Below are 12,681 nucleotides of genomic sequence, written 5' to 3' on the forward strand. Positions count from 1 at the left end.
AGATCAGGATTCTTTCGAAGGAGGATGGTTTCTTCTTCGAGTGCTCCCCAAGTGAAAGGAGTTTTTGTCCGGTGAGTCCACATACTGTCTGAGTGCGTAATAAACCGAAGTGAACGCGAGTTCTTCCCAAGGGATTTCGTTCGCCGAAAAGAGTTTTACTTCTTCGGATTCGGAGCTTTCGGAGAATTTACCGTCTACGAGATCCGCCAAAAAAAACATATAAATCTGGCTGATATGAGGGATACTATAGACACACTGAAGTCCGAGGATGTTGATCCGTGCGTTGGCTTCTTCGCCGGTTTCTCGGATCGCGCCTTCTTCGACCGTTTCCCGATTCTCCAGAAAACCCGCCGGAAGAGTCCAGTATCCTTTTCTTGGTTCGATCGCCCGTTTGCAGAGAAGAATTTTATCCTCCCAAATCGGAATACTTCCCACTACCACCTTGGGGTTTTGGTAGTGGATGGTTCCGCAGTTGTCGCAGATATGCCGAGGTCGATTGTCTCCCTCGGGGATTTTTTGTGATACGGCAGAACCGCAAGAGCTACAGTATTTCATACTTTTCTAATGCGATTCCAGGTAAGAGTAGCTTCCACCAAAAGCCAAACCGCGAGCACGATCAAGGTTCCGCCGACACCCGCGAGAAGAATGTTCGGGGAAGGTCCGAGTAAAAAGTCGAAAAAATTTCGGATCATCGCCCAAAAAGTCACCGTTAAAACGAACAACATCGGTATAAATGCCACTTTGATTCTTTTCTTCGATTTGAGAAGGAAAACGGTTACAACCAAAAGGGCAAGACCGGCAAGAAGTTGGTTCGTGGTTCCGAAAAGTTTCCATAACGCGAGTCCGGCGGGTTTTTTCTTTCCGTCCTGTTCTATTTCCATAAACGCAAACATACCGATCGCGGCGCAGGCGATGAGGCTGGAAACGTAACGATTGCCTACGAGTTTTTGGATCCACACGATTCGAGTCGATTCCGCGATCTCTTCGATATTGTAACGAAGAAGTCTTGTCGCGGAATCCAAAGAGGTCAGAGCAAAACTGATCACGATAAGCGCGATAAAACCTTGTCCAAACGCTTCCGGAATTCCGATCTGCGCCAAAAATCTTCCGGTTCCGTAGATATAGGCGCCGACCTGAGGAGCCAGTCCCTGAATTCCGGACCAGGAACGATAGAATCCGGACCATTCAGCCGCCGAACTAAAACCGATAGTGCAGGCGATTACCGCGGAAAGACCTAACAACGATTCGCCGATCATTCCTCCGTAACCGATCGGTCTTGCGTCGACTTCTCTGTCCAACTGTTTCGCGGTCGTTCCCGAGCTGACTAACGCGTGAAAACCGGAAACCGCACCGCAGGCGATCGTGATAAAGACGAAGGGAATTAAATCCAAGCCGATCGAATCGGTTCGGATCGCTTCCGCGTTGAACGAAGGAAAGTTTTGTAAAACCGCTCCCGTAAAAAAACCGAAGTAGATCAGGATGATTCCCAGATACAAAAGAAAAGAATTGATATAGTCGCGGCTTTGCAGAAGAAGCCAGATCGGAGTTACGGACGCTAAGAATGCGTAGGCCAAAAGGATGTATTTCCAACTTCCAGTCGAAGGAGAAGTATCCACCGACGCAAGTCCGGTGGCGTGAAGAACCGATTCTTGCATTCCCAAAACCATAGAAGCTAAAGTGGCGAGGACGCTGACGATCGTAAGCGGGGTTAGGTTCATTCCTTTTTTGTAATGCAGATATCCGACGATGATCGCAAGAATCATGATCGCCGCGGAAGGAATAACCGCTTCCGGAAAATGGCTTCTCAGACGAATGGAAGGTTTTTCTTCGGTTCGAATTTCGCCGGGATGATCGTGAGCTTCTTTGGTTGGATCCTTCGCGATCACGTTAGACGGAACCTTTGCGGTTTCCGTAACTGCGGTCGGTTTGGAATTCTGGACCGTCTTCGGATCTGCGGAGAACATTTCCGCAAGAACCAGAACAAAAACCCCCATCGCAAGAGCAACTAAGAAGAATATGATCGCGTGAAACAAACTTCTAGCACGGTGACCAAGAAGGTCTTCCGCGACTTGACCGATACTTTTGCCTTGGTTGCGAACGGAGACGACTAAAGCTCCGAAGTCGTGCACACAACCCATAAAAATACTTCCGAAGACCACCCAGATCATCGCGGGGAACCAACCCCAAATGACCGCGACCGCAGGTCCAAGAATAGGAGCCAGACCCGCGATAGACGCGTAGTGGTGGCCGAATAAGACGATCGGTTTTGTGGGAAGGTAGTCGACCCCATCGTTGAGTTTATGAGCCGGAGTGTCTGACGTATTGTCCTTCAATCCGAAGATCGATCGAGATATATAACCCGAATAAAATTTATATCCAAGAAAATAGGCAAGAAAACAACCGAGGACGGCGATGAGCGGGAGCATATTAGGATGAATGGGGTTAAGAAAGCGTCCGAGCAAACCTTTTTTCAACGCTCAGGAGGAATTCCGTTTCGGATTCTTATGGAAGAATCTGAAAAAGAATTGATGAACGGATTTACTAGGGTTGAAAATCTGGAAGTAGAAGAGAATGCAAACTCGAAGTTTTGAACAGATTCGTTCCTCCTTAGAGGACATTATTTTCGACATCCAGTCCGGATGTACGAACTGCGAGTGGTATATCTCCGTTGAAAAAATCATATCCGCATTGAACATTCGTAAAGAGGATTATTATAGAATTTTTTACGATCTCAGAAACGAAGTCCATTTTTCCTCCAGAGCCGCTTCCGGCTTTAACGAGACGCAGGCGGATTCTCTCATACAACTTCTTTCAAAAATTCTAAAGATAGAAGGGATCGGAGACGAATTTGCAAAAAGTGGAATATACTTTGACGATAACCATCTCGCGGAACTTCAAATCAACCTGAAAGAGAACATACAAAATCGTCTGGAAAGACACGAGCTGGATAAGGAACTTCTTTTGCTTTTGTCCTCCGCTACGATCGACTTTGACGACGCTTTCGATTCTTACTTCGACGATAAGTTCAATTTCGAAAGAATCGTGGTGAACGGAATTTCCGATTTTATGGAATCGAAGTCGATTCAAAACGATTTTGGAGCCGATGTCTTTTTAAAAAATCATATCTTTTCGATTCTCAATACAAAACTGTTTCATCTTCGGGAAATCACAAGAGAATACAGGGACCGCGCTTACTACGAGTTGTTCGGAGCGTTCCGCAAAAAACCGAAAAAGAAAAAGCCGGTCTCCGTGTTTCAGGAAATGGATCCGGAAACACAAAGACATCTCGACGTCCTCGGTTTCGACGCACCTTGTACTTTGGAAGAGCTCAAAAAACGATTCAAAGAGTTGATCAAGAAGTATCATCCGGACATCAACAAGGACGGATTGGAGATGACTCAGAGAATCATCGCTTCCTATAATTTTTTGATCATGAGGATGAGTTAGTTGTTCTTTTGGATTTCTCGCGGGGTTCCGGAACCTTATATTCCTCCTGCGAGACCGGAGATCGTTCATCCTTTGCACGCGGTTCCTCCTTTACCGTCTTCTAAAAAAATAGAAACCGAAGACAAACCTGGGAGCGGGAATCCGTCGGAGGTTTTTTCGAAAGGGGCGAGCTCCGAGTACAAGGCCAATTCTTCTTTGGCGGACGTAAAATCGAAACAGGGAGAATTCTTATCCTCCTTGACAGCGCGGGATTTGATGAGTTCGCCCGTTGTCTGTTTTGAAGAAAAGGATCCGATCGAAAGGGCGGAGGAAATCTTTTTTCAAAAAAGATTCCGCCATGTTCCGGTGGTCAAAGACGAATCCACGTTATGCGGAATTCTTTCCGATCGGGATTGGATGAAATGGCAATTGACCAAAGGAAAAGAAGTCGGATTAGCAAAAACGATAGGCGACATCATGAAAACAAAAGTTCTTTCGGTTCGGATGTATGCCGGAATGGGAGAGATTTCGAAAGTCCTTTTCGAGGAAAGGATCGGATGTCTTCCCGTCGTAAACGAACAGGCTCAGGTAATAGGAATGATCACGCGGAGCGACGTTCTTCGTGCGATTCTCAAGGTCAATGATAGGGAATTTCTCGCTTGAGTCGGAAACAAATCCTTTTAACTTAGAGCGAAAATAAAAAAGGGGAAAAACTTTGAACTCATCGATCATCATTCGTCCTGCCCAACCGAAAGACGTGGACGCAATCGTCCCTTTGATCTATTCTTCAGGCCCTGCGGCTTGGGATTACGTTTTTACCCAAGGATCCAAAACTCCTTTTGATTTTCTTAGCGCTTCGTTTATCAAACGGGGAAATACCATTTCCTACAAAAATCATTTTGTGGCCGAGTTGAATGGTGAAGTCGTAGGCGCCATTCTGAGTTATCATCAACCGTCTTTTCTTTTGTTAAACGGAGGAACGGCTTTGAGAATCGTCTCCGTTTACGGATTCTCTTCTCCGAAGGTGATGGGGCGAGGGCTCGTTACCGAGGGAATGATACGTCCTCCGAAATCAGGAAGACTCTATCTCGGTCATATCGCGGTTTCCGAAAAACACAGAGGAAAGGGAATCGGAAAGGAGCTCATCCGATTTATGGCAAAGACGTTTCCTCGATTCAAAACTCTTTCTTTGGACGTCTCACAGAAGAACGAAGCTGCGATTCAACTCTACAAAGGGTTGGGTTTTCAGACGGTCGAAGCTAGAAGTTTCGGCGGACCGGTCGGGAAAATACCGGATCATTTCTACATGGAAGTGGAAAGAAGTATATTAAAATAATCGAATGGAAAATTTAAAAACACCCAGTCAGAGTTCCGTGGAAACAAGACATATCGTGATGCCCGATCAGGCCAATCACTATGGAACCTTGTTTGGAGGAACTCTTATGTATTGGATCGATATGATCGCGGTTATGGTCGCCCAGAGGCATTGCGGAAAAGAAGCGGTAACCGCGAGCGTGGATCGGCTTAATTTTATAGCCCCGATCGAAGTCGGAGACCACGTAATCCTAAAAGCGAGCGTGAATTATACGGGAAGAACTTCGATGGAAGTCGGGGTTCAGGTTTCAAAGGAAAATCCTTATACCGGAACCGTCGTAAGGGCGACTACCGCCTATCTCACCTTTGTAGCGTTAGACGAATCGAAAAAACCGTGCCCCGTCCCGCAGGTCAAACCCGAGACCGAGGCGGAGACCAGAAGATTTAAGAATGCGGTGTTGAGACAGGAATCCAATCGGGAGTTGGTAAAAAAGATCCGAGAGTCCAAATGAAAATTCTTTTTTCACAATGTGATCCGGTTTTGACCCCTTGGATCGGATGTTATTGGGGTTGGGAATCCGATTCCACGTCGACTCAGATCGAGTTTCCGAAGATATTCCCGTCAGTAGAAAACGAGATTCATATCTCTTATCGAGATCCGATTTTATTCGGAACCATTGGGGATGGAAAGGGAGAATGGAATTCTTCCCAAGGACATATCGTCGGAAATCATCTTTCCCCCTTTCGAATTTCTCCCGAGGGAAAAGTAGGATTTTTTAATATACGAATGTTTCCCGGAACCTTTTATGAATTTTTTAAAATACCGGGAAAAGAAGTTCGGAGTCATTTGAGCGATTTGCAAATTCCGGGCAACGAGCGATATTCGGATTTTGTAAATCGAATTCGTGACTCGAATTCCTTCGAAGATCGTGTGACGATTTCAAACGAATACTTTATAAAATTATTAAATTCCAAAAAAGAAACCGAACCGGTCGTCGCAGAGGCCGTCAGAAGAATCACGATGAGCAAAGGAAAAATTCCGATCTCACAATTGACTCGGGATTTGGGTGTGATCAAAAAAACATTGGAAAGGAAATTCCAAGAAAGAATCGGATACAATCCGAAGGAATTTGCGAGAGTCGTTCGTTTTCAAAACGCGGCTTGGATGAAATTGGAAGATCAAAATCTCAGCGAACTCGCTCTAAACGCGGGCTACTACGATCAATCTCATTTAAACAAAGAGTTCGTCGCTCTTTCCGGATATTCTCCCTTGGTTTGGTACGGGGTTAGGGATCGAATTTTGTCCCTTTTTTACAAGACAAGACCGCATTCTTTCTAGTACAATATCGAAAGAAAAATCAGATACGGAAGTTGGAGATAGGCCGAAAAAAAAGCCTATCAATTTTCGAAGATGAAACGTAAGCGCCGTTCTATTTTTGTATCGTGTCCGACTTTAGGAAAGGATTCGATCAAAAACGCATTCAAAAAGTCGCTTGTCGCCGCCTAGGAGAAAAGGATGAATCAAAATAAAACCGAGGAAGACTCGAATCCGAAATCAAACGTTTCTTTTTGGAAACGGTTTTTATTCTTTAGAGCGCTCAAAAAAGGAAACACCTTTGCCTTAAAAAAACTTTTGCGAAACGGATTGAATCCGAATGGGTTGACGTATTATGGAATGAGTCCGGTTTCTCTTGCAGTTAAATATCAGAATCCGAGTATCGTCGAAATTCTTTTGGAATTTTCAGCCGATCCGAACCAACCCGACGAAACCACCGGTTTGACTCCGTTGATCCATTCTGTTTTGGAAGATTCTTCGCCCGAGATATTGTCTTTGTTGGTTTTATACGGAGCAGATCTCAATCGAAAAGATAGTAACGGGATGAGTCCTCTTCATCACTGTGTGAACGAAGGAAAACTTTCTCCCTTTCGGATTCTTTTGGAGAAGGGGGCCGATCCGAACGTGCAAGATTTTGACGGAGTGACTTGTATGAATTTGGCGAAGTCCTCGCATGGGATGTCCGAATTTGCCGAACTTCTTCTCAAACACGGGGCGGATCCGATGATCAAGGATAAACACGGGAAAATCTATCTTATGTAAACCGGCCCGAAGAACGAATTCAATTGACAGAGCGGAGAGGATCAAAAGCCTGAAAGTAGAATGAAACCTCCCGCGAGTCAGTCCTGTCAACACTACCCGGAGTGCGCCGGTTGTGATCGCCTGCATATCGGTTATGAAAAACAACTTCAGCTAAAACAGGAAGAGATTGAAAAACAGTTCGGCGGCTTTAAGGGATTGGAGATTCGAACGATCGTAAAAAGTCCGAAGGATCAGATGTATCGTCATAAGGTGCAACTGCCTTTTGGACATCGTAAGATCGGTAAAAAGACGATTCTTACTTTAGGCTTACACAACAAAGAAAATACTTTTATCATCGATCAGAAAGAATGTAGAATTCAGGACGCCGACTTAACCGTTGTCGCCTCCGCGATTCGACACTGGGCGAGAACCGAAAATCTCAGTCCTTACTTTGAAAAAAACGGGAACGGTCTTTTGAGACATATCGTTTTGAGAAAAGCCCGTGCTTCGCAGGAAATTCTCGTGGGAATCGTCACCAATGCGAACGAAATCCCCGGAAGAAAGAATATCACAAACAGTCTACATTCGTATATTAAACAATTCTTAAGTCAGGAAAAGTCGAAGGCCGAAGTGGTCGGAATTCTGCAGAATGTAAACCAGAGAAATACGAAAGTTGTCCTCGGCGATAAGGAGACGACGTGGTTTGGTAGACATTTTATCAAAGAGAAAATCGGAGAATTAAATTTTCAGATCGGTCTTTCGACATTCTTTCAGGTCAATCCGTTCCAGATCGAAAATCTATATAACCTTGTTTTAGAGGATCTTCCATCCGATTCCGTCGTCGTGGACGCGTACTGCGGGATCGGCACGATCACTCTTTACGCTGCATCCAAATCTAAAAAGGTGATCGGTCTTGAGGAGAATCCGAATTCTATCCGCTCCGCAATCGGAGCCGCGAAAGCGAATCAAGTGGAGAATGCGATTTTTACAAAAGGAAAAGTTCTTCAGACGTTACAATTCTCTTTGAACGAAAAACCCGATGTTGTGATCGTGGATCCGCCGAGGGAAGGATTGGATCCGGAAACCAAAAAGATATTACTGAATTCTAAAGTAGGAAGAATTCTCTATGTTTCCTGTAATCCGGAAACCCTGCGAAGAGACGCTTTGGAACTTACGAAATCTTTCCGATATGAAAAACTGACTCCGGTGGATTTATTCCCGCACACGAGTCATCTGGAAAGTGTCGCGGTTTTTACTAGATAGTATTGGATTGATAAAACTGTTCCTTTTTTAATCCGTTTCGATTTTCCCTTTTTAGAGGTTCTGAACTTTCAAGTAAAAAAAAGAATGTTTGTAGGAGTTCCTACAAAACTATTTTTGTAAACGAACTTGGAAACGGAATTCAAGTTCGTTCCGAGGAAAATACAGTAGAAACATTCGTTTTTGAATTTTCGACTTATATTCTATCCAAAAGCATTAAAATGTGGGAACTCACATATAGATTCAAATTTTATAAAATGGGATTCTTTAGTCTTTCGCAGTATTGGGTAGGCTTTTAATAAAAGACAGTTCCGATTTTATATACGAGACCGGAAATCAGAGAAGCGATTTTTTCGGGGAAAACAAGGAAGACTCGAGCCGGGGATCCGGCTCGAAAAATTTAGGATTAAAGTTCAGGGAAAGGAGAATCTAGAATGATCTTGTCTTCTTTTAAAGAACATTTGGATTGAAGGAGAATCGTAAGAGGGGCGCCGATGATATAACCGCTCAGACCCTTGATTTCGGTGATACAATCGTCCACTTCCGTTTTTACGTAATTACCGTCCGACTTGATACCGGCCAATTGGTCCGATAAAAGGGAAAGAATCGAAACCGTCGCACGTCCGTTCAAAATGGTCGAGTTGATCAGATCGGTGACGATTGCGGCGTCTCTGATTTCACCGGCGGCTTCGGATCCTTTGATCCTTCCCGGCGCGATCCCGAGAGTATCAAATAATAAGCAGTTATAAACTTGGGAAAGAAAAAACAAAATGAGAATTCTACTGAATAGAGTTTTCAAAGTCGACCTCTGATAATATGTTTAAGAAAGGTTATCTTTCACGGACCTAAGGTCAATCAGAAATAAATTTCATGGATAAAAATGAAATCGATTCTACGTTTTACAAACGATACGGAGATTGTAGAATTTCGTAATATTCAAAAAAATATTTACAGCGTTTACCAAAACTCGATTAAACTTTATCAGAAAGATCAAGCTGCAAGATTCTGTCCCAGTTTTGGGATTGAACCTGGTCTTTCCGGAAGTTTTACGAAAAAGAATTTAAGAATTTTTGCATATACCGGATTCTACCTTTCGAATTGAATTCCGTAAAAGTCCGAAGGAATCTTACTCAAGGGAGATTTTTTTAGCTTTTTGAAACGTTTTTAGGATCGTTTCGGAAAGCTCTTCCTGTTTTGTAAAAAAACAAATTTGATATTCAGTTTCTTCTTGAAAGGTTTTGAGATAAGAAAGAGCGGATTGAATTCTTACCGGATCCAGATGGACAAAGGGTTCGTCCAAAAGGAGAATTCCGTTTTTAGGAACGGTCTTACGTGCCAAAAATAGTTTAAAGATCAAGTAGAACGTCGCAAGCGTTCCTCCGGAAAGGTGTTCGATGGAACGAAACGTCCCCGCCGCGTCTTGCATTTTGATCAGTTCCTTTTTATCGAGCGCCTCAAAGGAAACTTCTCTTTTGGGAAGAAAAAGGTTGAGATCTTTTTTGATTTCGGAAGCGATCGAAACGAACTGAAAGGACTGGTCTTTGGAAATCTCTTCCACGATTTCCTGCGCGATTTTTGCGGATTTGCGTTTCGAATTCAAGCTTGAGAATTCTTTTTCTTTTTCCGCAAGAAGTTGCAGAGTAGAAATCAGTTCCTTTTCTTTTTCCGGAAGAGAATCCTGGATTAAGGAGTCCTCCACTTTGATTTCCGTATTGAGTTCGTTTAATCTTTTTTCCAAGGATTGAAGTTCAGTTTCCAATTCTTTTTTTTGAGCGTTTTTGGAAAGTTTTTCCGCTTCCGAAAGTCCCTGTGTTGGAATTTCGTCTAACGTTAATATTTCGGTTTTCCACTGGTTTTCCAGATCTTCCAAATTCTTTCCGGCGTTTGCGGATCGGAGTTTTTGAGAAGACTCCGCGAGAATTTTGGATTGAGATTGAAACTCCGCCACTTGTTTGTGATAGTCCTGGATGGAAGCGACCCTTCTTTCGCCCAACCAAGAATTTCGTTTTGTTTGAAGTTCGGAAAGTTGATCTTTTTCGAGTTTGCCCTTGGACTGAATCGTTTCCAGGGCCTCTCTCAAAACTTTGAGTTCCTTTTCCAAAATCTCCAACTGCTCGGATCTACTTTCAAAATTTTGAATCTGTTTGTATAAAAATTGTCTAAGAATATCCATTCTTTCGACGGAGGAGAACTGAGTTTCGGGAAACGTTAGATTCCATTCGTTTAATCTTTTGGAGACCGCATCCTTTTCCTTTGCTGGGCTGTAACGAATTTCCAAGGATTCTTTTTTCCGAACGAGGAGATAAAGACCGATTCCGATCGCGCCGACGGAAAACAAAGAACCGATCAAAAGTCCGATCGGAGAAACGTTTGCAAACGACAAAGAAATCAAAACTCCCAGCAAACTTAAAAAACCGAAACCGGAGATTCCTCCTCCGATGAGTTTCTGATTGGAGTTGGAAAGATCGGTGCGGACCTCTTCGGTAAAACCTTCTTCTCTGAGAGTTTTGTCGATCTTCTCGATCAATTCTTCAGCTTTTACTTTCATCCTTTGTAGAAGGGAAATTTGATTTTGGAGGGAATCGGATTCTTTCTTTTTGAGAACGATCGCCTTTTGTTTGTCTTGAAAAAGCGCCTCCGAAGAAGAAAGCGAAGACTGAATTTTTTCGATTTCTTTTTGAAAATTTTCGTAAGCCGAAGATTCGTCTTTGGAATAGAGAAAGTTTTTTTTAAGAGATTCTTCCAGAGTTTTTAATCTTTGGATCTTGGAAAGAGAATCCAAAAGTTGGATTTTTTTCTGGATCTTAGAATCCAAAAAGAATTCCTTTTCGAGCTGGGCGAGTTTGTCTTTGATCTCCGCGGCTCTTTCCCGGTCTTTGAGGTGTTTTCCTTCCATTTCCAGGTTGTTTTTGTTTCTAAAATGAAGGGATTCGATTTTCGAAGTTAGGTGAACTCTTTTGGCTTTGAGATCCTCGATTTCTTTTTTGAGGTTTTCAACCGCGGTCCAATCCTTACTTCCCGTTTTTGGAGAATGAATTTTGTTAAACGAAGTCGAAATTCCTTCCAAGTTGACTCCGTTGTTGAGAAGTTTACTTCGTAAAAATTCCGGTTTGATAAACTTTTCGTTGTTAAACGCGAATTCCAATTCGCCTTCTCGAAGGGAAATACAATGGACGTATTGAGGCGCCGATTCTTTGGAGAGTTCGGGAATTTCACCCAAGAGTTGATATCCTTCCAGACTCTTTTCCCCGTAACGGGAAAGAATACTTTTTTTCGGTTCCTGGCTCGCGGTCAGAAACTTGCTTCCGATTCCGAGACGAAACGCGTCGAAGATCGTGGTTTTTCCCGATTCATTCTTACCTTGAAAGATCGTAACGGATGGACTGAGTTCGAAGTCGGATTTTTGAAACTTTCCGAATTTGAGAAGCTGGAGTTTGGAGATCATCTTTCGCTTTTACCCGCATTTTTTTCGATTTGTTCCAGACCTAAGACCAGAATTTCGTTCCAGTCGGGGGCGTCGGCGCCGGACCAGTTTTGTCGGCGTTCCATTAGTTTTTCGTAAAATAGTTTCGCGACCGGGTTGTCGATGAGGGTCGATGAAGTTTTGAGATCCGAGGTTTTGATTTCGATCTTTCTGCAAAGCGCCGTTTCGCAAAAACGATTCAGGGTTTCGGAGACTACGTGTTCGTCTTCCACGATTCCCGAAACACGAATCCGAATCGTGTCCTCCGGTGAAAAACGGGAAACCGTTTTTTCGAGTTCCGGAATTTCACCGGAAAGAGTTACGGAAAGAGAAAAGTCCTTAAATTCTCCGGCGGAAACGATCGCCCTTTCTTTCAAAACCGGAGTTCCGTTTTTTCCGAGGGAAACGATGTTGACGGTGCGGACTCCGGATTCTCCCAAAGAAACGATACGAGGAGAACCGGGATAGGCTTTGATGAGCGAACCGGAAACCTCCGAACGTTTCGAATGAATATGACCTAACGCGAGATAGTCGAACTTCGCTTCGAGAAACGGTCCCGAATCGAGAATGGAATCCGCTTCTTCGGGAGAAGGACCGAGATATTCCACCATTTTTGTTTCGGTCCCGTGGAGAAGGGCGATTCTATATTGAACCTTCTTATCCTTAAATTGAATATTCGAATAATCTAAATTTCTGTTGAACGGAAAACCGAAAAACTCGGCGGAGACCCCGTCCGATTCTTCCAACCAGAGTTTTACGTTTTCACCCTTTTGGGGATAGAGCATGGGAGAAAGATCCGCGGAAATCGGATAGGCTCCTTCCGCAAGGCCGAGTTCTTCGTGGTTGCCGGGGATATAAAAAATTTTACCTGAAAAGGAATTGAGGATCGATTTTACTTCTTCTTTGAGCGCGGAGATATCGTTGTTTCGATCAAAAAGATCTCCGCAAAAGAGGATATGAGTGCATTGTTCTTCGGAGGCGACCGAGACGATCTCTTTGAGGACGGAAAGGGAATAGTCTTTTTCTTTTTGACTGAGATGCAGATCGGCGCTGTGTAAAAATCGAATCATGGGCTAGGTCCTAATTTCTAAGAATAGGGTTTTCCCCGGACAAAAATTCAAGGGAATCCGTTTCTTTTCGA

13 protein-coding genes are annotated in these 12,681 nt (G+C 43.7%); 8 read left to right on the plus strand and 5 right to left on the minus strand.

Annotation, left to right across the window (positions count from 1 at the left end):
* Positions 1 to 3 precede the first annotated feature (3 nt).
* Entirely contained in the window at positions 4 to 555 is a 552-nt protein-coding gene (locus tag JWG44_RS12340; RefSeq protein WP_205275256.1) for an NUDIX hydrolase, read from the minus strand.
* Positions 552 to 2,426, minus strand: a complete 1,875-nt coding sequence (locus JWG44_RS12345; RefSeq protein WP_205275257.1) for a carbon starvation CstA family protein — start codon at positions 2,424 to 2,426, stop codon at positions 552 to 554. Before JWG44_RS12345 ends, JWG44_RS12340 begins: the two co-directional genes overlap by 4 nt.
* A gap of 145 nt (positions 2,427 to 2,571) precedes the next feature.
* On the opposite strand from JWG44_RS12345, the gene JWG44_RS12350 reads away from it, so the two are divergent.
* The 7 genes from JWG44_RS12350 (at position 2,572) to rlmD (ending at position 8,080) form a co-directional block, all read left to right on the plus strand.
* The gene (locus tag JWG44_RS12350) at positions 2,572 to 3,447 is read left to right on the plus strand and encodes a J domain-containing protein (protein WP_205275258.1); all 876 of its coding nucleotides are present in this window, start codon (positions 2,572 to 2,574) and stop codon (positions 3,445 to 3,447) included.
* Positions 3,448 to 4,089 carry a CBS domain-containing protein gene (locus JWG44_RS12355; RefSeq protein WP_205275259.1) on the plus strand — a complete coding sequence of 214 codons (642 nt, stop codon included), beginning with the start codon at positions 3,448 to 3,450 and terminating at the stop codon, positions 4,087 to 4,089.
* A 52-nt stretch (positions 4,090 to 4,141) separates the two neighbouring features.
* Positions 4,142 to 4,762, plus strand: coding sequence for a GNAT family N-acetyltransferase (locus JWG44_RS12360; protein ID WP_205275260.1), 621 nt, complete (start codon positions 4,142 to 4,144; stop codon positions 4,760 to 4,762).
* 4 nt (positions 4,763 to 4,766) lie between these two features.
* On the plus strand, positions 4,767 to 5,252 hold the full coding sequence (locus tag JWG44_RS12365) for an acyl-CoA thioesterase (RefSeq protein ID WP_205275261.1): 486 nt from the start codon (positions 4,767 to 4,769) through the stop codon (positions 5,250 to 5,252).
* Positions 5,249 to 6,079, plus strand: coding sequence for an AraC family transcriptional regulator (locus JWG44_RS12370; protein WP_205275262.1), 831 nt, complete (start codon positions 5,249 to 5,251; stop codon positions 6,077 to 6,079). Before JWG44_RS12365 ends, JWG44_RS12370 begins: the two co-directional genes overlap by 4 nt.
* 177 nt (positions 6,080 to 6,256) lie before the next feature.
* A complete protein-coding gene (locus JWG44_RS12375; protein WP_205275263.1) occupies positions 6,257 to 6,838 on the plus strand; it encodes an ankyrin repeat domain-containing protein in 582 nt (193 codons plus the stop codon).
* A 60-nt stretch (positions 6,839 to 6,898) separates the two neighbouring features.
* Positions 6,899 to 8,080, plus strand: a complete 1,182-nt coding sequence (rlmD, locus tag JWG44_RS12380) for a 23S rRNA (uracil(1939)-C(5))-methyltransferase RlmD (RefSeq protein WP_205275264.1) — start codon at positions 6,899 to 6,901, stop codon at positions 8,078 to 8,080.
* A 403-nt stretch (positions 8,081 to 8,483) separates the two neighbouring features.
* Here the strand turns inward: rlmD and JWG44_RS12385 are convergent, their stop codons facing one another.
* On the minus strand, positions 8,484 to 8,876 hold the full coding sequence (locus tag JWG44_RS12385; protein ID WP_205275265.1) for a TIGR04452 family lipoprotein: 393 nt from the start codon (positions 8,874 to 8,876) through the stop codon (positions 8,484 to 8,486).
* Positions 8,877 to 8,957: 81 nt separating this feature from the next.
* Here JWG44_RS12385 and JWG44_RS12390 point away from each other — a divergent pair, with 81 nt between their 5' ends.
* A complete protein-coding gene (locus JWG44_RS12390) occupies positions 8,958 to 9,179 on the plus strand; it encodes a hypothetical protein (RefSeq protein ID WP_232371615.1) in 222 nt (73 codons plus the stop codon).
* 24 nt (positions 9,180 to 9,203) lie between these two features.
* Here the strand turns inward: JWG44_RS12390 and JWG44_RS12395 are convergent, their stop codons facing one another.
* Both JWG44_RS12395 and JWG44_RS12400 read right to left on the minus strand, forming a co-directional pair.
* Positions 9,204 to 11,522, minus strand: a complete 2,319-nt coding sequence (locus tag JWG44_RS12395) for an ATP-binding protein (protein ID WP_205275266.1) — start codon at positions 11,520 to 11,522, stop codon at positions 9,204 to 9,206.
* The gene (locus JWG44_RS12400; RefSeq protein WP_205275267.1) at positions 11,519 to 12,610 is read right to left on the minus strand and encodes a metallophosphoesterase family protein; all 1,092 of its coding nucleotides are present in this window, start codon (positions 12,608 to 12,610) and stop codon (positions 11,519 to 11,521) included. The genes JWG44_RS12395 and JWG44_RS12400 overlap by 4 nt, the downstream gene beginning before the upstream one ends.
* Positions 12,611 to 12,681 lie beyond the last annotated feature (71 nt).

The sequence above is a fragment of the Leptospira ainazelensis genome, assembly GCF_016918785.1.
GTDB lineage: Bacteria > Spirochaetota > Leptospiria > Leptospirales > Leptospiraceae > Leptospira > Leptospira ainazelensis.

Excerpts from the sequence above, each read along its gene's own strand:
- JWG44_RS12340 (WP_205275256.1), bottom strand. The coding sequence starts at position 555 with ATGAAATACTGTAGCTCTTGCGGTTCTGCCGTATCACAAAAAATCCCC.
- JWG44_RS12345 (WP_205275257.1), bottom strand. The coding sequence starts at position 2,426 with ATGCTCCCGCTCATCGCCGTCCTCGGTTGTTTTCTTGCCTATTTTCTT.
- JWG44_RS12350 (WP_205275258.1), top strand. The coding sequence starts at position 2,572 with ATGCAAACTCGAAGTTTTGAACAGATTCGTTCCTCCTTAGAGGACATT.
- JWG44_RS12365 (WP_205275261.1), top strand. The coding sequence starts at position 4,767 with ATGGAAAATTTAAAAACACCCAGTCAGAGTTCCGTGGAAACAAGACAT.
- JWG44_RS12370 (WP_205275262.1), top strand. The coding sequence starts at position 5,249 with ATGAAAATTCTTTTTTCACAATGTGATCCGGTTTTGACCCCTTGGATC.
- JWG44_RS12375 (WP_205275263.1), top strand. The coding sequence starts at position 6,257 with ATGAATCAAAATAAAACCGAGGAAGACTCGAATCCGAAATCAAACGTT.
- rlmD (WP_205275264.1), top strand. The coding sequence starts at position 6,899 with ATGAAACCTCCCGCGAGTCAGTCCTGTCAACACTACCCGGAGTGCGCC.
- JWG44_RS12390 (WP_232371615.1), top strand. The coding sequence starts at position 8,958 with ATGAAATCGATTCTACGTTTTACAAACGATACGGAGATTGTAGAATTT.
- JWG44_RS12395 (WP_205275266.1), bottom strand. The coding sequence starts at position 11,522 with ATGATCTCCAAACTCCAGCTTCTCAAATTCGGAAAGTTTCAAAAATCC.
- JWG44_RS12400 (WP_205275267.1), bottom strand. The coding sequence starts at position 12,610 with ATGATTCGATTTTTACACAGCGCCGATCTGCATCTCAGTCAAAAAGAA.